The 23212-nt window shown below is 42.9% G+C and carries 25 protein-coding genes; all 25 read right to left on the bottom strand.

Annotated elements, in window-relative coordinates; all coding sequences use genetic code 11:
- Positions 1-73 precede the first annotated feature (73 nt).
- Positions 74-1090 carry a stage II sporulation protein D gene (gene spoIID / locus KH400_RS04775; protein WP_217222427.1) on the bottom strand — a complete coding sequence of 339 codons (1017 nt, stop codon included), beginning with the start codon at positions 1088-1090 and terminating at the stop codon, positions 74-76.
- Positions 1091-1323: 233 nt separating this feature from the next.
- Positions 1324-2649 carry a UDP-N-acetylglucosamine 1-carboxyvinyltransferase gene (gene murA / locus KH400_RS04770; RefSeq protein ID WP_217222426.1) on the bottom strand — a complete coding sequence of 442 codons (1326 nt, stop codon included), beginning with the start codon at positions 2647-2649 and terminating at the stop codon, positions 1324-1326.
- 48 nt (positions 2650-2697) lie between these two features.
- Positions 2698-3447 carry a YwmB family TATA-box binding protein gene (locus tag KH400_RS04765; RefSeq protein WP_217222424.1) on the bottom strand — a complete coding sequence of 250 codons (750 nt, stop codon included), beginning with the start codon at positions 3445-3447 and terminating at the stop codon, positions 2698-2700.
- A gap of 128 nt (positions 3448-3575) precedes the next feature.
- A complete protein-coding gene (locus tag KH400_RS04760) occupies positions 3576-3809 on the bottom strand; it encodes a DUF1146 family protein (protein ID WP_217222422.1) in 234 nt (77 codons plus the stop codon).
- A gap of 855 nt (positions 3810-4664) precedes the next feature.
- Positions 4665-6164 carry an NADH-quinone oxidoreductase subunit NuoN gene (nuoN, locus tag KH400_RS04755; protein ID WP_217222420.1) on the bottom strand — a complete coding sequence of 500 codons (1500 nt, stop codon included), beginning with the start codon at positions 6162-6164 and terminating at the stop codon, positions 4665-4667.
- A 6-nt stretch (positions 6165-6170) separates the two neighbouring features.
- Complete coding sequence (locus tag KH400_RS04750) at positions 6171-7679, bottom strand: complex I subunit 4 family protein (RefSeq protein ID WP_217222418.1); 1509 nt, start codon at positions 7677-7679, stop codon at positions 6171-6173.
- Positions 7676-9547, bottom strand: a complete 1872-nt coding sequence (gene nuoL / locus KH400_RS04745; RefSeq protein ID WP_217222416.1) for an NADH-quinone oxidoreductase subunit L — start codon at positions 9545-9547, stop codon at positions 7676-7678. Before nuoL ends, KH400_RS04750 begins: the two co-directional genes overlap by 4 nt.
- 19 nt (positions 9548-9566) lie before the next feature.
- Positions 9567-9881 carry an NADH-quinone oxidoreductase subunit NuoK gene (gene nuoK, locus KH400_RS04740; RefSeq protein ID WP_217222414.1) on the bottom strand — a complete coding sequence of 105 codons (315 nt, stop codon included), beginning with the start codon at positions 9879-9881 and terminating at the stop codon, positions 9567-9569.
- A complete protein-coding gene (locus KH400_RS04735) occupies positions 9874-10395 on the bottom strand; it encodes an NADH-quinone oxidoreductase subunit J (RefSeq protein WP_217222411.1) in 522 nt (173 codons plus the stop codon). The genes nuoK and KH400_RS04735 overlap by 8 nt, the downstream gene beginning before the upstream one ends.
- Positions 10392-10817 (bottom strand): NADH-quinone oxidoreductase subunit NuoI, encoded by a 426-nt coding sequence (gene nuoI, locus KH400_RS04730; protein ID WP_217222409.1) that lies wholly within the window; start codon positions 10815-10817, stop codon positions 10392-10394. Before nuoI ends, KH400_RS04735 begins: the two co-directional genes overlap by 4 nt.
- A gap of 34 nt (positions 10818-10851) precedes the next feature.
- Positions 10852-11853, bottom strand: coding sequence for an NADH-quinone oxidoreductase subunit NuoH (gene nuoH / locus KH400_RS04725; protein ID WP_217222407.1), 1002 nt, complete (start codon positions 11851-11853; stop codon positions 10852-10854).
- On the bottom strand, positions 11853-12953 hold the full coding sequence (locus tag KH400_RS04720) for an NADH-quinone oxidoreductase subunit D (RefSeq protein ID WP_217222405.1): 1101 nt from the start codon (positions 12951-12953) through the stop codon (positions 11853-11855). The genes nuoH and KH400_RS04720 overlap by 1 nt, the downstream gene beginning before the upstream one ends.
- 3 nt (positions 12954-12956) lie before the next feature.
- Positions 12957-14207: an NADH-quinone oxidoreductase subunit C gene (locus KH400_RS04715; protein WP_217222403.1), complete on the bottom strand. Its 1251-nt coding sequence runs from the start codon at positions 14205-14207 to the stop codon at positions 12957-12959.
- Positions 14204-14722 (bottom strand): NuoB/complex I 20 kDa subunit family protein, encoded by a 519-nt coding sequence (locus KH400_RS04710; protein WP_217222401.1) that lies wholly within the window; start codon positions 14720-14722, stop codon positions 14204-14206. Before KH400_RS04710 ends, KH400_RS04715 begins: the two co-directional genes overlap by 4 nt.
- Complete coding sequence (locus tag KH400_RS04705; protein WP_281418635.1) at positions 14713-15090, bottom strand: NADH-quinone oxidoreductase subunit A; 378 nt, start codon at positions 15088-15090, stop codon at positions 14713-14715. The genes KH400_RS04710 and KH400_RS04705 overlap by 10 nt, the downstream gene beginning before the upstream one ends.
- Before the next feature lie 530 nt (positions 15091-15620).
- Complete coding sequence (locus KH400_RS04700) at positions 15621-16019, bottom strand: F0F1 ATP synthase subunit epsilon (protein WP_217222398.1); 399 nt, start codon at positions 16017-16019, stop codon at positions 15621-15623.
- 153 nt (positions 16020-16172) lie between these two features.
- Complete coding sequence (gene atpD / locus KH400_RS04695; protein ID WP_217222667.1) at positions 16173-17585, bottom strand: F0F1 ATP synthase subunit beta; 1413 nt, start codon at positions 17583-17585, stop codon at positions 16173-16175.
- A gap of 37 nt (positions 17586-17622) precedes the next feature.
- Positions 17623-18480: a F0F1 ATP synthase subunit gamma gene (locus KH400_RS04690; RefSeq protein WP_217222396.1), complete on the bottom strand. Its 858-nt coding sequence runs from the start codon at positions 18478-18480 to the stop codon at positions 17623-17625.
- Between the two features lie 39 nt (positions 18481-18519).
- The gene (gene atpA, locus KH400_RS04685) at positions 18520-20028 is read right to left on the bottom strand and encodes a F0F1 ATP synthase subunit alpha (RefSeq protein ID WP_217222394.1); all 1509 of its coding nucleotides are present in this window, start codon (positions 20026-20028) and stop codon (positions 18520-18522) included.
- 19 nt (positions 20029-20047) lie between these two features.
- Positions 20048-20596, bottom strand: coding sequence for a F0F1 ATP synthase subunit delta (locus KH400_RS04680; RefSeq protein WP_217222392.1), 549 nt, complete (start codon positions 20594-20596; stop codon positions 20048-20050).
- Positions 20593-21084: a F0F1 ATP synthase subunit B gene (gene atpF, locus KH400_RS04675; protein WP_217222390.1), complete on the bottom strand. Its 492-nt coding sequence runs from the start codon at positions 21082-21084 to the stop codon at positions 20593-20595. Before atpF ends, KH400_RS04680 begins: the two co-directional genes overlap by 4 nt.
- A gap of 98 nt (positions 21085-21182) precedes the next feature.
- Positions 21183-21395: a F0F1 ATP synthase subunit C gene (gene atpE, locus KH400_RS04670; protein ID WP_217222388.1), complete on the bottom strand. Its 213-nt coding sequence runs from the start codon at positions 21393-21395 to the stop codon at positions 21183-21185.
- A 103-nt stretch (positions 21396-21498) separates the two neighbouring features.
- On the bottom strand, positions 21499-22209 hold the full coding sequence (atpB, locus tag KH400_RS04665; RefSeq protein ID WP_217222386.1) for a F0F1 ATP synthase subunit A: 711 nt from the start codon (positions 22207-22209) through the stop codon (positions 21499-21501).
- A gap of 121 nt (positions 22210-22330) precedes the next feature.
- Positions 22331-22699, bottom strand: coding sequence for an ATP synthase subunit I (locus tag KH400_RS04660; protein ID WP_217222665.1), 369 nt, complete (start codon positions 22697-22699; stop codon positions 22331-22333).
- Positions 22699-22926: an AtpZ/AtpI family protein gene (locus tag KH400_RS04655; protein WP_217222384.1), complete on the bottom strand. Its 228-nt coding sequence runs from the start codon at positions 22924-22926 to the stop codon at positions 22699-22701. The genes KH400_RS04660 and KH400_RS04655 overlap by 1 nt, the downstream gene beginning before the upstream one ends.
- Positions 22927-23212 lie beyond the last annotated feature (286 nt).

Here is a 23212-nt window from a genome sequence, read left to right as displayed (position 1 = left end):
AAAATCGACCCGTTTTACGAAAAAGCGCTTCAGTGGTACGAAGTCCTTTTCGCTCTACGGATCGATCGATTATTTAATCAGCTTTTGCAGTTAAACTTGAGGAGTATTCCTCGACTTCATTGATTGCAATGCCTTGGTAGTAATGGCTGACGATCTCTTGGTACGTGCGCCCATCTTGTGCCATTCCATTGGCGCCATACTGACTCATGCCAACACCATGACCCCAGCCCTTCGTTTCAATCACCACTTGATCCCCTTCACGACGCCACTCAAAATCACTCGAGTCAAGCTCAAGCCCTTCGCGCACTTCTCTGCCGTTAAATTCAGTGCCATTAATATTAACTTTTGCAACCCTGCCACCATCGGTCCGTTCAGTAATCTCACCAACACCACCCTCAGGCAAGGTCACTGAGAGTCTTTGTTCAACTTCTGATACAGGGATCTTCGTTTCACTAATAAACCTTGGTGAAGCATGATCCCACGGACTTTCGACACTTCGTAAATACGGAAATGAGTTTGGCCAATAATCCTCTGAGTTTTCGGTATAGCCATTACTCGTCGAGAAGAAGGCTGCGGTAATCGGCTCACCGTTGTACGTTAAAATTTCCCCTTGAGTCGCGTAGACGGCTTGTTGAATGCGGGCAATCTTCCAATCATAATCATGACCCCACAGCTGTTGCAATTCTTGATGGTTTTTATACACTTGATGATCGACCGTATCAGTGACAATCGCCCCTTCAGGAACATTAATGTCACCAGGATCGAGCATATATTTAATAATGTAGGTTCTTGCTGCTAACGCTTGTGCTTTCAGCGCCTCGATTTCAAATTCTGCCGGCATTTCTGAGGCAACAACACCGATCACATAATCATCGAGTGAAACACGCTCAACCTCTTCGTTCTGCGTGCGGTAGACCGGGACTGAAATGCCACTATCATCTGCCGGTGTCATTTGCTGCGGGTCTGTCGTTGTATGTACGGCCCGCGGTCCCTCCGTTGCCGTATCGTTAGAAAATGAGAGCACGAGCAATGTTGGAAGAATGAGAATAATACTACAAAGAATAATTCCAATAACTAAAAATCGTTTCACGACAAAGCCCCCAATTCTGCAATTTATCTTCTTCAAAAGATTATATGCAGCTTGGACGAGAAGTAGAACTTTTTTTTGGGGGGTCAGACCCCCACTATACATTTTGTGCACTTTGTTAGATTCACCCTTAAATTGGGGCTATTTGTGCACCTGCAGTGGAAAAAGTGCGGTTGAATGTCTTTTTGCGGGGTCAGACCCCTATAAAAAAAGTCCTTACAGAGTAAGGACTTTTTTTAAACGACGTTTTCATTTAGTTTTAATGGTGCGGGTACATCTTGGTTTTCGAGCTCTGCTGGCTCAACTTCTTCGATTCGCTCAATATCAGCACCTAGGGCTTGGAGTTTCGCTTCAAGGTCCACATAGCCACGGTCGATGTGTTTTAACTCAACAACACGTGTCACACCTTCAGAAACGAGTCCTGCTAAAATTAAGGCAGCGCCTGCACGTAGGTCTGTCGCTGATACTTCTGCACCTTGCAGCTTTGCTGGTCCGGAAATGATCGCTGAACGACCTTCAATTTTAATGTTGCCGTTCATACGGCGAAATTCTTCGACATGCATAAAACGGTTTTCAAAGACCGTCTCTGTAATCACGCTCGTTCCCTCTGCTTGAAGCAGTAAGGCCATCATTTGTGATTGCATATCGGTTGGGAAACCTGGATGTGGCATCGTCTTAATATCAGCCGCTTTTAACTTTTCCGGTCCAATGACGCGAATTCCGTTTTCCTTTTCATAGATCCCAACGCCCATCTCTTCCATTTTTGCAATGAGCGGACGTAAATGCTCAGATAGTGCACCTTCAACAAAGATATCTCCTTTTGTAATTGCAGCTGCGACCATAAATGTTCCAGCTTCAATTCGGTCAGGAATTACCGTATGCGTGGCACCTACAAGCTCATCGACACCATCAATGCGAATCGTACCTGTTCCTGCGCCGCGGACTTTTGCCCCCATTGCATTCAGATAGTTTGCTAAGCATACGATTTCTGGCTCTTCAGCAACGTTTTCAATCACTGTTGTTCCTTCTGCCATTGCCGCAGCCATCATAATATTCTCAGTCGCACCTACGCTTGGGAAATCAAGATAAATCCGTGCACCTTGTAATCGTCCGTCAATCTTCGCTTCAATAAATCCACTGCCGATCTCAACGGTCGCACCCATCGCTTCGAACCCTTTTAAATGCTGATCAATTGGTCTTGAACCAATTGCACATCCACCAGGTAAAGCAATTCGTGCGTGCCCAACACGTGCTAGTAGTGGGCCCATCACCAAGAAGGATGCTCTCATTTTTCGAACGTATTCAAATGGCGCCTCTGTTTTTAATGCTTTTTCGGCATTGACTTTAAATTCGTTACCTTCATATGAAACATCAATATTTAAATTCCGTAGAACTTCTCTCATCGTATATACATCAGCCAACGACGGCACATCTAAGATCGTACTCGTACCTTTGCTTGCTAACAGTGATGCAGCGATGACAGGCAATACAGCGTTCTTCGCTCCTTCTACTTTGACCGACCCCTGTAGTCGCCTGCCACCTCGGACAATTATTTTTTCCAACGTATTCCCCTCCGCGTCTAGTTATTCAACAACTTCAGCTCTTCTATATTAATATTCAGTCGTAATTATTGGCGTTCCAATTGTAACGATTGTTCCGCCATCGCCTACGTCAGAGCTTTGTCTTAAAGCTACTTGTAAATTGATTTTATTTCCTCTAGAATCAATAAAGGCTTCCCACTCATTATGATATGCAGATACGGAGACAAACGTTTCCTCTATTAATTCTTCAACGTTTTCAGCTTGAAAACGTTCAATGAGAGCATGTGCGTCATCAGCCAAGTTGGCCTGCGGTTCAGCCATTGCTCCCCTAACGGTAACAAACGTTTCACTCTCAGTAGGAAACAAGCGGTCAACGCGGTTGAGGACATCAATTTCGTCATCATCACGCTGATTATCCCAGCTGGAACCAGTGACTTCATGAATCACGTACGCAGCATACTCATCTCGTTGCGGATAAGCAAGTACAGTTAATTTTTCCTTTATGTCTGTGTGCTCATGTTCATACACAGCTGTTACTTTCCAATGCTCGTCTTTTTGAGTTCGCATATCTGTTTGCAGATCAAATCCCTCTGCTTTACTAGTCAAACGCTCTAGTTGCTGTTTGTAGTCATCGAAATCCGTTACAGTCGCGGTGACACCTCTTGTGTAGAGCTGCCAACTAGACATTTCGATCTCATGCTCATCCATGATTGCAACAATTTGTTCTAGTTCTGAACTTGTTTGCTTCGCTTCCCCAAATGAATAAAGACTTGTCAGTAGTGCAAAGAAAAGAACTAACAGTACCAGCTTACTCCTCATTTCCAATTCCCCTCTCCGTGCTTTAAATCTTAGTAACATTTTTTCCAGAGAGAGGGTATGCATACATGGAAGTTGTAGTCAGCAATCGACAATGTTCTCTTCTAACCACGCCTTATGTTCATTTTTTCCTAGAATAAATAACGAAGCATCGTTGACCAGTTAAGATAATCAAGAAAGAAGCTGCTTACAAGGTGTGCAATTGCAATCGTTAGTAAAATCACTAACGCTTTTGCTTTGGGTCCATCGGGGTCTTTGACAAACAAATCAAATTTAAACGATGTCAACGCCCACCATGTAATGACTAGGAACACTAAGTTCACAAAAATATGTACTAGCGCCTGTTGTCCAAAGCTTTCGACCATGTTAAAACTCCTTCATTTTTAAAGCACTCTTTCTTATTTTGCCTTATTAACTATACAAGGAAATGTTTGCGGGTGAAAAGGGGCATTTTTCCCATTCTCCCTTAAAACAATCCAAATAAAATAATACCTTATTTTTATATAAATATCTACATTTCCAAGGAAATATCCTTTATTCTGACAAAGTTTTGTGTACCTTTTCACAAACCACAAACATTTAAGTGCATAGCCTATTTTATATGCGCACGCTCTATGACCTAAGACCTAGGTGCCTAGACCTAGGTGCCTGGCACCCTGGTGAGTTGAGCCGCTCGACCCTTGTCGTGGTTACAATGATCAGTTCTTTTGAAAGCAAAAAACAAGCTTTCAACGAACTTCTATTGCACCCACTACGTCGACTATGTCGCCGCACACGGTTATCACCGTATGGGGTCTCACTATATCAAGATTAACCTCTCTTTTTTAAGTGACCACGAACGACGGGTAGATTTACTTATTCGGCATGTGCCCACTCTTTATATTATCCTATGCAAGAAAGTTAAGCATTTAGCTAACCAATATTCATAACCAACCTAAAAAAGAAAGAATAAACCTCCAATAGCGAGACCCAAAACCGCGTAGCTGTTTGCGGAGACGGTAGTCGACGTAGGGGAACAATAGATGAGTGCGGGTAAGCCTGGTCTTGGCTTGCACAAGCACCAGCTATTGCTTCCACGTTAGGGTCAAGCGACTCAACAATGGTGCCTGGCACCCAAAAATGGGTGCCAGGCACCTCACATTAGCATCAAAAAAAGAAGGGTGCACGGAACACCCTTCCCTATTTTCAGACGATTTACTCCTGAAATTTCCTTCTAACAATTAGCGCTGAAAGATTTGTGCAAATTCAAAGTACTCGTTAAAGAAATCAATCGCAACGCTTGGGAATAGCCCTAATCCCACCGTTCCAATCGCAGCAACCACTAAAACGACTAGGATATTGACAGGAACGCGGATGGGTTCAGTACTCTCAGCTGGTCGGAAGAACATTTGCCCCATGATTTTGAAATAGTAGAAATACGAAATCACCGATGTTGCGATCATCACAGAAGCTAATACATAATGCTCCGTGCTTAACGCACCTAGGAAAATGTAGAACTTCCCGACAAACCCGGCAGAGATTGGAATCCCCGCAAGTGAAATTAAGTAGACCGCCATGATCACAGCAAGACCTGGTGAACGTTTGTAAAGACCCGCAAACGCACTGATCTTTTCAGAACCCGTTTGCGTCATCACTAATTGAATCACAGCAAACGCACCGAGGTTCATAAATAAATACGCAAGCAAGTAGAACCACGTATTTTCAAACATCATCACTGATAACGTCACAAATGGTACGAGAATGTAACCCGCTTGTGCCACACTTGAATACGCAAACAAGCGTTTAATATTGTCTTGGCGTAGTGCCACCACGTTACCGATAATCATCGTTAATCCAGCAAGAACAGCAATATAAATTTGTGTATTTACTAACAGTGGCTCCTCAGGTGACGTCCCTGGTGCGGCGATAAACACCACTAATAGGAAACGTAAAATTAACGCAAAGCCAGCTGTTTTTGAAACGACACTTAAAAACGCAGTTACTGGTGTTGGAGAGCCTTGGTAGACGTCCGGCGACCACATATGGAACGGGGCACTGGCAATTTTAAAGGCAAGCCCAACAAAGATTAAGAAAAACGAGAATAAAATTAAAAAGCTATTTTGCATGATCACTGGATCTTGCATTACTGCACTAATTTCAAACAAGTTTGTATGGCCGGTTAACCCGTACACATAACTCATCCCAAATAGTGTAATCGCTGATGCTACTCCACCGTTGATCACATATTTGAAGGCAGCTTCATTTGATTGCAGGTTGTTCTTACGCAGCCCCGCCATAATATAAGAAGAAAGTGATAATAACTCAAGCCCGACAAACAATGTAATCATATCAGCACTTGAAGTCATAATCATACCACCTAGCAATGCCGTTAATAATAAGTAGAAAAACTCGCCGCGGTATGTGATTCCTTTTTTGTCGTAATCAATCGCCATCAATAATACGAATAGCGTACCAACGAGTAAAATCAACTTAAAGGCAATTGCAAATGAATCGAGTCGGTATGTGTCATATAAGATCATTTGCACCGGTGAGCCGAGCTGGCGCCACGTGAACACCAACGCGACGATCACCCCAGCAATGGCAAACCATGCAAGATACTTTCGATCCGCTTTATCTTTCATAAATAAATCAAACAGTGATAAGAGAGTGGCCACAATCAGTATCGTAAATTCCGGTGCCATGATCGACCATGGGTAACTTAGTAACGTTTCTAAATCCATCTGTGTTTACCCCCCTATCCCTTGCAAAATCAGTTGCAGTGTCACTTGCAATGGTTCAGCTAAAATGCTCGGATATACCCCGATTAAAACGATAAACCCAACAAGAACGAGTACTGGAACGAGTTCAAGTGGTCGAATGTCCTCTAACTTATGCCATTTGTCCGGTGTTGGTCCATACGTCACATTGAGCACGGCTTTTAATAAATAGATCGCTGTTAAAATGATCCCTAATGCCCCGACAGCCGCAACAATTGGCATCTCTCTAAATAAACCAAGGAATGCTAGAAATTCACTTATAAATCCACTCATTCCTGGCAACCCTAATGATGCTAGGGCACCGACAAGTAAAAATCCAGAAGCGATTGGCATCGAGCGCGCGAGACCGCCAAGTTTCGGAATCTCTGATGTTTTTGTTCGTTCATAATAAACACCAATTAAGAAGAACAATAACGCAGAAATCAACCCGTGTGAAACAACTTGGAAGACAGCCCCTTGAATCCCTGCTTCATTAAGAGCAGCAATCCCGATCAAGACAATCCCCATATGAGAAATACTTGAGTAGGCCATAACCATTTTTAAATCCGTTTGAATCAACGCTAGATAAGCACCGTAAAGGAGGTTAATAACCCCTAATATGGCAATGAGCATCGCAATCTGTGTGATTTGCTCTGGGAAAAAGCCTAGCCCGAAGCGAATTAACCCGTAAGCACCAATTTTAAGTAAAATCCCTGAGTGAATCATTACAATCGCTGGTGGTGCTTGAACGTGAACGCGCAGCATCCAACTATGTAATGGGAAGATTGGCAGCTTCACACCAAAGGCAATTAATAAGGCAACGAGAACGCCCCATTTAAAGTTGTTCGCCTCTGGTCCAAGCGCTTGCATCATCATTGTTATTTCTTCAATGTTCATTGTCCCTGTGCGAACGAATAGTGCGACAAACGCTATCAGCATCACCGCTGAACCGAGACCGTTATAGATTAAAAAGCTATTCGCTGCTTTCTCACGATCGATATAGCCCCATTTTCCGATCAAGAAGTACATCGGAATTAATGTAATCTCAAAGAATAAGAAAAATAGGAACAAGTTTTGCGCGGCGAATACACCGAGCATCCCAATTTCAAGCAGCAAGAACAGCATGAAGTAGCCTTTCCACTCACGTTTAATGTGGATCGAAGCAATCGCTGCTAAACTTGCCACAACAGCTGTTAGTAAAATCAAGACCATGCCAAGCCCATTGAGGCCAAGCTCATAGTTGATCGCCATGTCGATGCCAAACGCTTGCATCGTACCATTACTAAAATTAATCCATTCCTTTGACTCAACAAATTGATAGCCACTCGCTGTTTTATCAAAAGCACTGTACGCCATGAATGCGAGCGCAAGTGGTAAGACCGTTGCTAAAAAGCCGATCAGTTTAATCATTTTTTCTTGATTCTTCGGTATGAATAAAAGAATCAAAATCCCGAGAAGCGGGGAGAAGATGAGTAGTGATAGTAAGTATGATTCTGTCATCCGAAATACCCCCCTGTAACCGTCAAGACAACGATGATTGCAACAAGACCAACGAAGGCGACTGTTGCATACGTTTGTAGTTGACCATTTTGCATCCGTGCACCGATTCGACCAAGTCCATTCGTGACGTTAACCGTTCCTTGAACAAGACCTTCAATTAAATATTTTTCAATATAATAGAACAAGTAACTTAATACAAACGTCCCTCGCACAAACGTACGATCATACGCTTCGTCGATGTAATACTTGTTGAACAGCAATGTATAGACACCGTTAAACGAAGTTGCCATTGACTCTCCTGTTCCACCTTTTCCGTAGATGAGCCATGCGACATAGATACCTGCGAGTGAAACGATCACAGCCACAGGCATAATCCAACCTGGGTCACTGACATACGTATGACCAAGGTTCCACGGACTATCCGCGAGCCAATCCCCTAAGAACGTTCCGAACCAATGCGTGTGAACGAAACCAGAGATAACCGCAAGCACCGCTAGAACGATCATTGGAATCGTCATGATGCCAGGTGATTCATGAACACCTTTTTGCTCCGTACGAGCCTTTCCAGCAAACACCATAAAGAATAAGCGGAACATATAAATCGCTGTTAATAGTGCTGTCACTAACGCCAATGCAAAAATGATGTAACGACCATCAGCAAACGCCGTTAGTAAAATTTCTTCCTTACTAAAGAACCCTGAGAAAAGTGGGAACCCTGCAATCGCTAAACAGCCAATTAAAAACACAGGTCCAGTCACTTTCATCTTTTTCCAAAGGCCACCCATTTCCTTAATGTTTTGCGTATGAACCGCATGGATGACACTACCTGCAGCGAGGAACAACAACGCCTTGAAAAACGCATGTGTCATTAAGTGGAACGTCGCTGCCACATAACCTGCTGAACCGAGCGCAAGCATCATGTAGCCGAGTTGACTGACGGTTGAATAAGCGAGCACTCGTTTAATATCATTTTGCGTTAACGCAATCGTTGCCGCAAAAATCGCCGTCACCCCACCAATAACTGCAACTGTTGTCATTGCTGCTTGTGAAGCGATAAATAACGGGAACATCGTCGCAACGAGGTAGACACCGGCTGCAACCATCGTCGCCGCGTGAATTAACGCTGAAACAGGTGTTGGACCTTCCATCGCGTCAGGTAACCATGTATGTAGTGGGAACTGACCTGACTTCCCGATTGCCCCGACGAAAATGAGTATGGCCGTTAAGGTAATCATACCTTCTGTTAATGCATTTGCTTCGACGGCTTCAAAGATCGCTTGAAACTCAAAGCTTCCGACTTGCCAGAACAATAAAATCATCCCGATAAACAGACCGACATCACCGATCCGTGTAACAATAAAGGCTTTTCTTGCTGCTGCTCGTGCTTCTTTTTTGAAATAATAGAAACCAACGAGTAAGAATGAACAAACCCCAACGAGCTCCCAGAAGATATATAACTGTAACAAGTTCGGGGAAAGCACTAATCCTAGCATTGAAAAAGTAAATAAGCCTAAATACGAGTAAAACACTGGTACACGCTCAGTATCTGCTGCTGACATATAGCCTTTTGAATACATATGTACTAAAAAACTAACAAGCGTCACGATCACGAGCATGAGCGCATTAAGTTGGTTAACTTCAAAGCCCATCGTCAGGACGCGATCACCAATCGTTAACCAGTCAAACTGTACTAAATATGTTGGCTGCGTCAACCGTTCCATTAACACGAAAATAGCTAATAACAGTGAAACAAACGATAACGCCATTCCGATATAAGCGCCATTTTCCTTCAACCTGCGACCAAAGAGGACGAGGATGACAAAGGATAGGAGCGGTAAAAGCGGGATGAGCCATGCATTCTCCATCATAATCTTCACACTCCCCTTTCTATCGCTTCATCAAGTCCATCTGATCAACGTTGACTGTTTTACGGTTACGATACAATGCGATCAGGATGGCTAGACCAATGGCAGCCTCAGCGGCTGCAATTGCAATGATAAATAAAGCAAAAACTTGACCAGTAATTCCCGGATTTACCCCGTGCAATGAAAACGCTACGAGGTTAATATTGACTGCATTTAACATTAATTCAACTGAAATCAGTACAATCACGGCATTTCGTTTCGTTAAGACACCGAACATACCGATACAAAAGAGTAGCAACGCGATAACGAGATAGACCGACAATGGGATACTACTCATATTTGCTCGCCTCCTCATCCGGCTCATCTTTCTTCGCTAACGCAATCGCACCAACAAGTACGACGAGTAAGATGACACCAACCGTTTCAAATGGGATGACAAATTTTGAAAAGATCGCAATCCCAATTTGCTCGACGTTATTTTCATGCAATGTCGTTGCTTGCTCACCAAGTGATAAGTCATTAATCCCGATAAAGATAATCACAAAGAAGGCAACAATGCCGACAAGAGCTGCAAGTGAGCGCCAAAATCCTACACTCATCATCGCTTTATCATCATGCTTTGTCAGCATAATTCCAAATAACATCATGATCGTAATTGCGCCCGAGTAGATTAACACTTGCACGAAAGCAATAAACTCCGCTGAAAGCAAGACGTATAGGCCGGCAATACTCAAAAACGTAAACATCAATACGAAAATGATGTGAACAACCTTCCGTAAGTTAATCATTAAGACGCCACCACTAATGGCGATGAGGGCGAATACAAAGAATGCAAGAAACTCTCCATTCATGCCTTATTCTCCTCCCTCACGCTTGTGTCATTTTCATCAAGCCATTCTAGGTTTTTAAAAAGCTCATCACGGCTGTATTCTGCTAATTCAAAGTTATTCGTCATGACAATCGCTTCCGTTGGACAAACTTCCGTACATAGGTCACAAAGGATACAGATTTCAAAATTAATATCATACGTGTCGATGATTTTCCCTTTTTTGTTCGGGTCTGGATGCTTTTTCCCAGTCAACTGGATGCAGTCCGTCGGGCAGATCATCGCACACTGGTTACAAACGATACATTTTTCGGGGTAAAATTTTTGAATTCCACGGAAACGGTCCGGCATCTCCAACGGTTCGTCAGGATATCTTGTCGTTACATTTTGTTTCCGTAAATTACTTAACGTGTACTTTAACCCTTTTACTAGACCTTTACCAAACATGATTTCTCACCCCTTTTTCTAGTTCATGGCCTTTTTATAAAATAAACTCCTTCACTAACGCGGTTAGGATAATGTTGATGATTGCAATTGGTAGTAGCACCTTCCAGGCAAATCCCATTAGCTTATCAGCAGGCAAACGCGGCATCGTCCCACGAAGCCAAACCATAAAGTAAAAAACAACCGAGAACTTTAATGCAAACCAGACAATGCCTGGGATAAAACCTAGCCCGAATAACGGTTGCCATCCACCGAGGAATAATACTGTCGTTAATGATGCCATCGCGAACATGTAAACATATTCAGCGAGCATGAAAAAGGCGTAACGGAAACCAGAATATTCGACATGATACCCGGCAACAATTTCAGACTCCCCTTCTGGCAAGTCAAATGGTACACGGTTCAGTTCAGCAATCGAGGCAATTAAAAACACAAGAAAACCGAGAATTTGCGGAACGATAAACCAAATAGCTGTCTGCGCTTCAACAATCGTGATTAAGTTCAGGCTTCCCGTAAGTAAGACAACACCGACAACCGATAGCACAAGTGGTACCTCATAGGAAATCATTTGCGCTGCCGCACGCATGCCACCGATCAGTGCATATTTGTTATTGGACGCCCAAGACCCAGCAACAACGCCCATCGTTGTGATCCCAGAAATCGCGATGTAAAACAGTAATCCTACACCCATATCCGTAAAATAAAGATTTTCCGAAAATGGAATGACCGCTAGAATCACAAAGGCTGGAACAAAGGCGATCACTGGCGCCAAGATAAACAACGGTTTATCTGCTTTCTTCGGGATAACATCCTCTTTAAGCAATAGCTTCAAGACGTCGGCTACCGTCTGCAAAAGCCCCCATGGACCACCGAGTCGGTTTGGACCGACACGAAGCTGCATAAACCCGAGAACTTTACGCTCTGATAAGACGCCGAACGTAACAAAGCCTAAAACGACACCGAGAAGTGCTGCAGCAATCATGAAATAAATCCCAAAGTTTAGCCAACTGGGTGCTGAAGTTAGGAGATCGTTCATCATCAGCCATCTACCTCCCCGAGAACAATATCAATGCCACCGAGAATCGTAATTAAGTTCGCAATCGGCTCACCTTCTAAAAGCTTCGGTAAAATTTGTAGGTTATAAAAGGATGGTCGTCTAAATTTCAGACGGTATGGCTCCTTCTTCCCATCACTTGCAATATAACAGCCGATTTCACCTCGTGGGGATTCAATTCGAACGAATGTCTCTCCTTTTGGTGCTTTAATAATTCGCGGTGTTTTTGCCATAATCTTTCCTTCACTTGGGAATTGCTCAACCGCTTGTTCTAAGATACGAATCGATTGTTCAATCTCTTCCATACGACAGTGGTACTTCGCCCATGCGTCACCATCTTCACGAACAGGCACATCAAACTCAAAGCGATCATAAATCGAATATGGTTCATCTCTACGCAAGTCCCAATCAACGCCGGTACAACGCAAGTTCGCGCCACTCAGCGAGTAATTAAGGGCATCTTCTTTCGTATATTTGCCAATCCCTTTCACTCGTTGCATAAAGATTTCATTACCAGTGACAAGATCATGATATCCTGCCAACTCTTTTCGTAAGTAAGGAAGGAGATCACGTACTTTTTCAATCCATCCATCAGGTGCATCCCATTTCACACCACCAACACGCATATAGTTAAACGTTAGTCGACCACCTGAAATTTCATTTAGTAGGTTAATAATCATTTCACGTTCGCGGAAGGCATATAAAAATGGACTCATCGCACCGATGTCTAGTAAATATGTACCAAACCATACAAGGTGACTAGCAATTCTCCCTAGCTCCATTACGATTACACGTAAGTATTCAGCGCGTTCAGGGATCTCAAGCTCCATCATCGTTTCAACTGCATGGCAGATTACATAGTTATTTGTCATCGCCGATAAATAGTCCATTCGGTCTGTGTAAGGGATTATTTGCGTGTATTGCAAGTTTTCTGCTAGCTTCTCTGTACCGCGATGGAGATACCCGATCACAGGTGTTGCTTCCTTGATGATCTCACCGTCTATTTTTACAACTAACCGAAACACTCCATGTGTACTCGGGTGTTGTGGACCGACATTAAGTAACATTTCCTCAGTACGAATCATTTCTTACACCTCCTCATCGTGGGGCTCATAGTCTTTACGTAACGGGTAACCTACCCAATCATCTGGCATCATAATTCTCGTTAAGTTCGGATGACCTTCAAAGTGAATACCTAATAGATCATAGGTTTCTCGCTCTGGCCAATTCGCACCTTCCCAAACTGGTGTTAGTGAATCAATTTTTGGCTCGTCACGATCTAGTTTCACTTTTAGTGCAAGTGGGTGCTTATGCTTAAACGAGAATAAGTGATTATAGATTTCCATATGTGTTTCATAGTCGACACCATGAAGGTTCGATAAGTAATCAAAGGCTAATTGTTCATTATGTTTTAAAAACTCAGCGAGCTTTTTATACATCTCAGGTTTGACGATCAGTGTCGGAACATCTTTAGCCAATGTATTAATATAAGCATCCTCTAGCACATCGTCACCAAGGTTCTTCTTAATCACTTTTAGGTAGTTATCTAGTAACGGCTGATTAACAGACGGCTCTTCTACTTCCTCAGCTTCAGCCTCACCTGCAGACCCAGCTTTCGCCTTCGCGGCTGCGGCTGCCTTGGCTTTTGCTACAGCGGCAGCTTTTGCTTTCGCCTTCTCATCATCACCAGCCCCAGCTCCACCTGCTTTCGCTTTTGCGGCTGCTGCTGCTTTGGCTTTTGCTACAGCGGCGGCTTTTGCTTTCGCCTTCTCATCATCACTCGCTCCAGCTGCTCCACCAGCCTTAGCTTTCGCAGCAGCGGCTGCCTTCGCCTTTGCTGCCGCTGCGGCTTTCGCTTTCTCATCACTTCCACTTGATTCAGAGTCTCCTGATCCCTTCGCTTGTGCCGCCGCTTTCGCTTTTGCGGCTGCGGCCGCCTTCGCCTTTGCTGCCGCTGCGGCTTTTGCTTTCTCGTCGCTTCCACTTGATTCAGAATCCCCTGATTCCTTTGCTTGTGCCGCCGCTTTCGCTTTTGCAGCTGCAGCTGCCTTAGCCTTCGCTGCCGCTGCGGCTTTTGCTTTCTCATCGCTTCCACTTGATTCAGAATCTCCTGATTCCTTTGCTTGTGCCGCTGCTTTCGCTTTTGCGGCTGCAGCTGCCTTAGCCTTCGCTGCCGCTGCGGCTTTTGCTTTCTCATCAGCAGCTGGTTGCTTTTCCTCACCATTACTTGAAATCGCTTCCTTTTCGTCACTTGCCTGTGAGGCTTCTTTCTCTTTCATCTTCTTTAACGCTTCAGCTTTGGCCTTTGCGGCTGCGGCTTTTGCTTTCTCATCACTCATTGACTCGTCACCCGCTTCCCAGTCTTAGCTTCGTAACGAATTTTTTTCTGTAGTTTATTTATTCCGTAAATTAGTGCAGCTGGATTTGGAGGGCACCCTGGGATATATACGTCAACAGGAACGATTTGATCGACCCCTTTTACAACGGCATACGACTTAACATATGGACCCCCAGCTGTTGCACATGAACCCATGGCAATCACCCATTTCGGCTCTGGCATTTGGTCATAGAGACGCTTTACAATCGGTGCCATTTTCTTTGTCACCGTACCAGAGACGATCATACAGTCAGATTGTCGTGGAGAATTTCGAAATAGAACACCGAAACGATCCTGGTCATAGTGCGCTGCACCCGTACCCATCATTTCGATGGCACAACAAGCAAGACCAAACGTCATCGGCCATACCGAATGGCTGCGCGCCCAAGCCTTAATTTGCTCTAGTGTTGTAAAAAAGACATTGCGTTCTAACTCTTCTCTCTCTTCTTTCGTAATTGCATCTAAATTTAAACCCATGTTAACACCTTCTTCTTCCAAGCATAGAGTAAACCTATGATTAGCATAATCATAAAGATGACCATTTCAATGAGAGCAAAGATCCCTAACGAATCATAAGCAACTGCCCATGGATATAAAAATACGACCTCAACATCAAATAAGACAAACAATAGCGCAAACATATAATAGCGCACATTAAATTGAACCCAGCTTCCACCAACCGGCTCAATCCCACTCTCATACGTGGTTTGTTTCTCTTTTTCAGGCTTATTCGGACGTAACAATCTCCCTGCAGTTAACGCAACGACCGGTAATAGGATCCCTAATAAGACAAAAACTGCAACAACCAAATAGTTATTTTGATACAGATGATACAGTTGATCCATGGCTCTCCCTCCAATCCATCCAATTACTAGTTTAATATTTTGTAACCGTAATCATTATAGCATCTCCAATATTTGGTGTCGACCGTCACAAAATTGTTAAAAAATTATCCGACAAAATTCGAGCAACCTAACAGACCCTCTCGTTATTAGACTATATTAATTCCTTACCCATCTATTGAACTCCGCAATGAAGCGCCAATGATTACCCCTCTCTATTAAATCAGGAAGGTTTTTACTTCGCTATGAAATAACTCACATCTTACAATTTCGTGAAGAATTCTCAGCTGTTTTTTAGATTATCATAGTATGTTTTTATTATTATTCTATGAAAAGCGTTTGTTAATCATTCGTACGATTCCAGGTCATTCTGTTAATGATTAGGTTTGAAAACTATTTTAGTAGAAAAGTTTATTGGCGATTTTTATTTTACATGTTTTTCCCCCAACTGCTTCCCTGCGACAAGACACAAAAAAAGCGCCTAAGGGCATCAACCCTTACACGCTTTTTTCATATCTGATAAGCAAACGAGTTTACTTTGAGACTTCTAAACGGTTAATTGCTCGTTTTAAAGCCAGCTCTGCACGTTTGTAATCAATTTCATCTTGCTTTGCTTGTTGTAAGCGACGTTCGGCACGTTCTTTTGCAGCACGCGCACGAGCGACATCAATATCTGATGGCAATTCAGCAGATTCCGCTAATATCGTTACTTGATCAGGGCGTACCTCAATGAAGCCACCATTTACAGCAACGAGTTGTATATTGGAGCCGTCTTTTAATCGAACAGCACCAATTGTTAGTGGAGCCACCATAGGAATATGTCGCGGTAAAATACCTAGCTCACCACTTTGAGCTCTTGCACTTACCATCTCCACATCTCCCTCAAACACTTTGCCATCAGGGGTTACAACATTGACATTCATTGTCGCCATGTAAAACCCTCCTTAACAGCAACTCGGGTACTTATGCGCTGCATGAGCCTAATCCTTGGGTCGTTTCACTTCTTCCGGCAAAAGCTTCTCGCTTTTTTGTCTGAAGCTCAAACGACCTGCGGATGATGTCGGGCTCATTCGCTTTTCACCTTCTTATGCCATTTCCTTAGCTTTTTCAACAACTTCTTCGATACGTCCAACTAAGCGGAATGCATCCTCAGGGATGTCATCATGTTTACCATCAAGAATTTCTTTGAATCCTTTGATTGTTTCTTTAACCGGTACATATGAACCAGGTTGTCCAGTAAACTGCTCAGCAACGTGGAAGTTTTGTGATAAGAAGAACTGAATACGACGAGCACGGTGTACGACAAGCTTATCATCCTCAGATAACTCGTCCATACCTAGAATTGCAATAATATCTTGTAACTCATTGTACTTTTGTAGTGTTTGCTGCACTTGACGAGCAACTTCATAGTGCTCTCCACCAACAACATCTGGCTCAAGTGCACGAGACGTAGACGCAAGTGGATCCACCGCTGGATAGATACCCATCTCAGAAAGCTTTCGCTCTAAGTTTGTTGTTGCATCTAAGTGAGCGAACGCTGTCGCTGGTGCCGGGTCAGTGTAGTCATCGGCAGGTACGTAAATCGCTTGAATTGATGTTACAGAACCTGTTTTTGTCGATGTGATACGCTCTTGCAATTGACCCATTTCTGATGCTAACGTTGGCTGATAACCAACCGCTGATGGCATACGTCCAAGTAGGGCTGACACCTCAGAACCTGCTTGTGTAAAGCGGTAGATGTTATCGATAAAGAGAAGTACGTCCGCACCTTCTTGATCACGGAAGTGCTCTGCCATTGTTAACCCAGCAAGCGCTACACGCATACGTGCTCCAGGCGGTTCGTTCATCTGACCGAACACCATCGCTGTTTTCTTAATAACACCAGAATCGCTCATTTCAAAGTAAAGGTCATTTCCTTCACGTGTACGTTCACCAACGCCAGCGAATACAGAAATACCACCATGCTCTTGGGCGATGTTATTGATTAATTCCTGGATAAGAACCGTCTTACCTACACCGGCACCTCCGAAGAGACCGATCTTACCACCCTTAATGTAAGGAGCAAGTAAGTCTACTACCTTGATCCCTGTTTCTAAAATTTCTTTTTGCGTTGAAAGCTCTTCATATTTCGGAGCTTCACGGTGAATTGGATTACGAGTCTCTTCTGCTGGAATCTCGTCATTTAAATCAATTGTTTCACCTAATACGTTAAATACACGACCAAGTGTTACATCGCCGACTGGTACAGAGATTGGCGCTCCTGTATCAACGACTTCTGCCCCACGTACAAGACCATCCGTCGGTCCCATCGCTACGGTACGTACACTGTCATCTCCTAGGTGTAATGCAACTTCTAATGTTACATTCACATCAACGTCATTACTCGATTCCGTTTTTTGTGAAATCGTTAATGCGTTATAGATCTCAGGTAATTCACCACTGTTGAATGTTACGTCAACAACTGGACCCATTACTTGAGTGACGCGTCCTTTATTCATCATTTTCCCTCCTAACTTACATTTCGACCCTTATCTACTATTCGAGTGCAGCAGCCCCACCGACGATCTCGGTAATTTCCTGGGTAATCGCTGCTTGACGAGCACGGTTGTATGAAAGTGTTAAACTATCAATTAAATCAGTTGCATTATCAGTAGCAGCACTCATCGCTGTCATACGTGCACCAAACTCACTTGCTTTTGCATCAAGTAGGGAACCGTAAATCAAGCTCTCTGCATACTGTGGCAATAATTGTTCAAGAATTGCTTCTTCAGAAGGCTCATATTCATAGTCAAGGCTAGCCTCGTCAGAAGATAAGTCTGTCAGTGGCAATACCTTTGTCTCTGTCACCTCTTGTGTGATCGGACTGACAAAATGGTTATAGCAGAGATACAACTCATCAAAGAGCTCATCGGCAAACATTTCAACCGTCGTTCTTGCAATGCTTTTCACATCACTAAACTCAGGTGAATCTGATAAACCAACAATTTCTTGGATGATTGGCATACCACGTTTCTTAAAGAAATCTCGTCCAACACGACCCATCACAATGATTCCATACTCATCTTTTGATTTATGTCGTTCATTAATTGTATTCGTCACAGAACGGAGTAAACTACTGTTATAAGCACCCGCAAGGCCACGATCAGATGTGATTACGATATACCCCGTCTTCTTAATCGGACGTTCTTCTAACATTGGATGACTAACATCACTGTTTCCAGAAGCAATGCTCGCTACCACTTCGCGAATCTTTTCCGTATAAGGAGCGAACGATTCTGCATTGGTTTGCGCACGGTTCAATTTTGCAGCTGAAACCATTTGCATCGCTTTTGTGATTTGTTTCGTCTTCTTTGTCGAATTAATCCGCGTTTTTATATCTCGTAAAGAAGCCATTCTTTTTTCACCACCTTTTCGCTAAACTGGTCTTCTCCATTACTTAGAAGCGTTAAATCCTTTTTTCATTTCTTCGATAGCAGCTTTGAACTCACTATCTTCTGGAAGATTACCAGTTGTGCGAATGTGATCTAAAAGATCCTTCTTATTATGTTCTAAGAACGTAAATAGCTCTGATTCAAAGCGAGAAACATCTTCAACCGGAAGGTCATCGATGAATCCTTTTGTTAGTGCATAAAGGATTGCAACCTGTCTTTCAACTGGTAACGGCTCATGAAGCCCTTGCTTTAACACTTCAACCGTACGTGCACCACGGTTTAACTTCGCTTGTGTCGCTTTATCAAGGTCAGAACCGAACTGAGCAAATGCTTCTAACTCACGGAAAGACGCAAGGTCTAGACGAAGTGTACCTGCTACTTTCTTCATCGCTTTGATCTGTGCGGAACCACCAACACGGGATACCGATAAACCGGCGTTAACCGCTGGGCGAACCCCTGAGAAGAAGAGATCAGATTGCAAGAAGATTTGTCCATCCGTAATCGAAATTACGTTTGTAGGAATGTAGGCAGAAACGTCACCAGCTTGTGTTTCGATAAATGGAAGAGCTGTTAGTGAGCCTGCACCTTTGTCATCACTTAACTTTGCGGCACGCTCTAATAAGCGAGAGTGTAAGAAGAAGACATCCCCTGGATAGGCTTCACGTCCTGGAGGACGACGTAATAATAGAGAAAGTTCACGATACGCAGATGCCTGTTTCGTTAAGTCATCATAGATCACAAGAACGTGCTTACCGTTGTACATGAACTCTTCACCCATTGATACCCCAGCATATGGTGCTAAGTATTGTAGTGGAGCTGGTTGTGCCGCACTTGCAGATACGACGATCGTGTAATCTAATGCACCTTTTTGACGAAGGGTTTCAACAACGCCTGCAACCGTTGATTCTTTTTGTCCAATCGCAACGTAGATACAAATCATATCTTCGTCTTTTTGGTTTAGGATAGTATCAATCGCAATCGCTGTTTTCCCTGTTTGACGGTCACCGATGATTAACTCACGCTGACCACGTCCAATTGGGATAAGGGCATCGATCGCTTTAATCCCTGTTTGAAGTGGCTCGTGTACCGATTTACGATCCATTACCCCTGGAGCTGGGCTTTCAATCGGGCGAGTTTTTGTCGTTTCAACTGGACCTTGTCCATCAAGCGGTTGACCTAATGGGTTAACAACACGGCCTAGTAGTTCCTCACCGACAGGAACTTCCATGATACGACCTGTACGTTTAACCTCATCACCTTCACGGATATCGGTAAAAGGTCCTAAAATAACGATACCGACGTTGTTTTCTTCTAAGTTTTGAGCCATCCCCATAACGCCGTTCGAGAATTCAAGAAGCTCACCAGCCATACAATTCTCAAGGCCATGAGCAAGTGCGATACCGTCACCAACACGGATAACCGTACCGACATCATTTACTTCAACATCAGATTGGAAATTTTCAATCTGTTTTTTTATAAGAGAACTAATTTCATCTGGTTTGATGCTCATTTTGCTTCACCCCTATCTTCTAACGTTTCCCAGAAATCAATTGACGCTCAAGGCGATCAAGTTGACGCTTCACACTACCATCAAAAATACGATCACCGATGCGAATTTTAACACCACCAATGAGATCTTGATCGATAATGTTTTCAACATATAAAGTATTCTTACCAATCTTCTTCGCAAACCCTTGACTAAATTGGTTCTTCTCCTCTTCAGTTAACGGTTTGACCGAATAGATTGTTGCGTTTGCAATGCCACGCTCATCATTAGCAAGCTGCTGGTACTTATCGATTAACGGCAAAATAATATTAATTCTTCCTCGCTCGATTAGTAGTAGTAACGTATTAACGACACTTTCACTTAAGCCACTTGCAAGCGTATCTTGAATCAAATTTTTCTTCTTTTGACTCGTAACTTTTGGATGTTCTAATAACTGCTCAAGTTCAGGTGTGCTCTCGACAACTTCCTTCACTTGTTGCAATTCTTCACTGATTGGTTCAAGTTGACCACGTTCTTTTGCTAACTGAAAAAGAGCAACAGCATAACGATTCGCTACCGCATGGTTGCTCATAGCTCTTCGCCTACCTCTTTAAGATAATCTTGAATCAGCTTTTCTTGATCTTTCTCACTTAATTCTTTCTCAATTACCTTTGTAGCAATAAGAACGGATAATGATGACACTTGGTCACGTAATGAATTAACAGCTTGCTCTTTTTCACGTTGAATTTCAGCAAGTGCCGATTCTTTCATGCGATCCGCTTCTTGACGCGCAGAAGCAAGGATGTCCTCACTTTGCTTATCACTAAGCTTCTTCGCATTTTCAATAATTGATTGAGCTTCCTCACGCGCTTTCTTCACTTCCACGCGCTGTTCTTCTAAATATTTCTCAGCTTCTTTGCGATTCTTTTCAGCTGTATCAATTTCATTTGCAACGTATTCTTCACGGTCTTTCATCATATTCATGATTGGACCCCATGCCCATTTCTTAAGGAGAATCAACAATAGGACGAATACGAATAACTGGTACAATGCATTTCCCCAGTAAATTTCTTCAAACATAAATCTCACTCCTTTCAGTGGTCATACAAAAGGAATGGCGAAGGTTCATATAGAACGGACTCCGCCATTATAACATGCTAAACCGTCGCCTTCTCTCGTTACATGACCAAGAATGCGATTACGACCGCGATGATCGGTAATGCCTCAACAAGGGCTACCCCGATAAACATAATTGTTTGTAATGTACTCTTTAATTCAGGTTGACGTGCAATCCCCTCTAAAGTACTTTTTACGATAAGTGCGTTACCAATAGCTGCACCAAGTGCCGCTAGACCTACTGCAATTGCAGCTGCTAAACTACCTAAAGCCATGATAAAGTCCTCCCTTAAAATATGTAATAGATTTTTTATAACTTAAGCTCTGATAAATGAAATATTAGAGCAAATTAACAACAACTAAACTCTTGTAAGTAAATTAGTGATCTTCACTAACTTTGTGTGCCATATATACCATTGTTAGCATTAAGAAAATGAATGCTTGAATCGCCCCGATAAAGATACTGAAGGCCATCCATGCCATTGTTGGTATGATGGCAGCAAAGAAACCAAACCAACCACTGACACCTAAACCAACTAACAATCCCATTAAAATCCCTTTTGCGTAAATATTACCAAATAGACGCATTCCAAGTGTTAAGGTGTTCGCAAACTCCTCAATGACTTTTAATGGGAATAAAAATGCGACAGGCTGGAAGAAACCTTTTGTATATCCCCCAAAACCTTTCATTTTTATACCATAATAATTTGTTAAGATAATGACCATTGCAGCTAAAGTTAGCGTAATAAGTGGGTCTGCTGTAGCCGCGTTCCACCAATAGGTATGTTCTTTTCCCGCTACAATCGTAAACGGTACCTTACTTAGGTTTGCGACAAGGATGTATAGGAACAGTGTTAACCCAAACCCCAGAAAACGACCACCTGTTTTCCAGTCCATTGTGCTGTTAATGATTCCTTTTACGAAATCAATTAACCACTCAAAAATATTTTGCATACCTGTAGGTTTCATCTGGATTGACCTTGCACTGATCACCCCGATTATAAGGACGATAAGCGCTGCGCCAGTAACATGAACAGCAGTACCTAAATTCAATAAAAGTCCAGGAATTCCAAATAATTCTACAACCAAATGTTTTCACCTCTTTCTTTTAAAACGTTTTTAGTTGTCAACCCTCAATAAAAGTACAGAGACAAATTAACGATCGAACGCTTGTGCGCGAGAGGGTCGATAAAAGGTATTCATTTGTTTTCTACAAGCGTCTAATTTGCAATAAAGAATCTATTAAGATGATAATGTAGGTTAGCATTAAACCTATTATCACACCTACCAAGTGAAATGTTTCCGGGTAACGAATCGCAATAATCGCTGCCAGTGCCCCAACAGCAAAGCGCGATAATGTTCCAATTGAGTAGACCTTTTTTTCTCCTGTTGCTGCTTGTCCAAGCTGCTTCATTTTAGTGTACATGCTCCATAAGTTATAAAAACTAAAAGCAGAACCAAGAATGAGCCCTAAAAACATTGAATCGTATGGGGTAAATCCCCATCCTAATACAAATAGCGCGACCACATAAAGCATATATTGAACGTAGCGCCTCATACTAGCTGCATACTGGTCCATCATTCATCTTCTCCTAAAAATTCGCCTATTAATCGAGCCAGTCCATAAACTCCTGCTGCAAGACCTACTAGCAAGCCAGCAATTAAAAAAATCGGTTCCGTTTGCAAATAGCCATCGATCCATCTACCGCCAAAGACTCCCACTAAAATGGGCCCTACTAAATAGGATACGATTGATGTCATTAACGCCATTGCGCGGACGAGCGACTTTTGTGATTTTCTGCTCATGATCATGCCCCCCTTTTAAAGCTAGTTTATGACGTGATCCTCGCCTTTGCTACTGTCATAACTATACTCTGGAGCCACTAGAGCATATTTCAGGTGATCTTGCTGTAATTTTTATCACACCGTTAAATATGTAAACCTTATCATTATATCCTTTGTAATCGTACAATAGGGTAAACCTATTGTCAACGTGTTTTACCAAGAAAAAACCAGTCATTTCCTTCACTGATTTTTTTGTTCACATTTTTGTCGAAAGTGTCAAATTTGAACGCTATGTTTACAAAATAAA

Origin of the sequence: Desertibacillus haloalkaliphilus (assembly GCF_019039105.1) — a bacterium.
GTDB classification, from domain to species: Bacteria; Bacillota; Bacilli; order Bacillales; family KJ1-10-99; genus Desertibacillus; species Desertibacillus haloalkaliphilus.
This window is presented reverse-complemented; position numbering and strand designations above follow the sequence as displayed.

What these genes read in the sequence shown, in the direction of transcription:
- atpE (WP_217222388.1), bottom strand. Translation starts at nt 21,395, where the DNA reads ATGGCTTTAGGTAGTTTAGCAGCTGCAATTGCAGTAGGTCTAGCGGCA.
- KH400_RS04765 (WP_217222424.1), bottom strand. Translation starts at nt 3,447, where the DNA reads ATGAGGAGTAAGCTGGTACTGTTAGTTCTTTTCTTTGCACTACTGACA.
- KH400_RS04715 (WP_217222403.1), bottom strand. Translation starts at nt 14,207, where the DNA reads ATGAGTGATGAGAAAGCAAAAGCCGCAGCCGCAAAGGCCAAAGCTGAA.
- KH400_RS04680 (WP_217222392.1), bottom strand. Translation starts at nt 20,596, where the DNA reads ATGAGCAACCATGCGGTAGCGAATCGTTATGCTGTTGCTCTTTTTCAG.
- KH400_RS04750 (WP_217222418.1), bottom strand. Translation starts at nt 7,679, where the DNA reads ATGACAGAATCATACTTACTATCACTACTCATCTTCTCCCCGCTTCTC.
- KH400_RS04720 (WP_217222405.1), bottom strand. Translation starts at nt 12,953, where the DNA reads ATGATTCGTACTGAGGAAATGTTACTTAATGTCGGTCCACAACACCCG.
- nuoL (WP_217222416.1), bottom strand. Translation starts at nt 9,547, where the DNA reads ATGATGGAGAATGCATGGCTCATCCCGCTTTTACCGCTCCTATCCTTT.
- KH400_RS04760 (WP_217222422.1), bottom strand. Translation starts at nt 3,809, where the DNA reads ATGGTCGAAAGCTTTGGACAACAGGCGCTAGTACATATTTTTGTGAAC.
- atpD (WP_217222667.1), bottom strand. Translation starts at nt 17,585, where the DNA reads ATGAATAAAGGACGCGTCACTCAAGTAATGGGTCCAGTTGTTGACGTA.
- KH400_RS04655 (WP_217222384.1), bottom strand. Translation starts at nt 22,926, where the DNA reads ATGAGCAGAAAATCACAAAAGTCGCTCGTCCGCGCAATGGCGTTAATG.
- KH400_RS04690 (WP_217222396.1), bottom strand. Translation starts at nt 18,480, where the DNA reads ATGGCTTCTTTACGAGATATAAAAACGCGGATTAATTCGACAAAGAAG.
- KH400_RS04710 (WP_217222401.1), bottom strand. Translation starts at nt 14,722, where the DNA reads ATGGGTTTAAATTTAGATGCAATTACGAAAGAAGAGAGAGAAGAGTTA.
- nuoN (WP_217222420.1), bottom strand. Translation starts at nt 6,164, where the DNA reads ATGGATTTAGAAACGTTACTAAGTTACCCATGGTCGATCATGGCACCG.
- atpF (WP_217222390.1), bottom strand. Translation starts at nt 21,084, where the DNA reads ATGTTTGAAGAAATTTACTGGGGAAATGCATTGTACCAGTTATTCGTA.
- KH400_RS04735 (WP_217222411.1), bottom strand. Translation starts at nt 10,395, where the DNA reads ATGAATGGAGAGTTTCTTGCATTCTTTGTATTCGCCCTCATCGCCATT.
- KH400_RS04660 (WP_217222665.1), bottom strand. Translation starts at nt 22,699, where the DNA reads ATGGACCAGTATGCAGCTAGTATGAGGCGCTACGTTCAATATATGCTT.
- nuoK (WP_217222414.1), bottom strand. Translation starts at nt 9,881, where the DNA reads ATGAGTAGTATCCCATTGTCGGTCTATCTCGTTATCGCGTTGCTACTC.
- nuoH (WP_217222407.1), bottom strand. Translation starts at nt 11,853, where the DNA reads ATGATGAACGATCTCCTAACTTCAGCACCCAGTTGGCTAAACTTTGGG.
- KH400_RS04700 (WP_217222398.1), bottom strand. Translation starts at nt 16,019, where the DNA reads ATGGCGACAATGAATGTCAATGTTGTAACCCCTGATGGCAAAGTGTTT.
- atpA (WP_217222394.1), bottom strand. Translation starts at nt 20,028, where the DNA reads ATGAGCATCAAACCAGATGAAATTAGTTCTCTTATAAAAAAACAGATT.
- nuoI (WP_217222409.1), bottom strand. Translation starts at nt 10,817, where the DNA reads ATGTTTGGTAAAGGTCTAGTAAAAGGGTTAAAGTACACGTTAAGTAAT.
- KH400_RS04705 (WP_281418635.1), bottom strand. Translation starts at nt 15,090, where the DNA reads ATGGATCAACTGTATCATCTGTATCAAAATAACTATTTGGTTGTTGCA.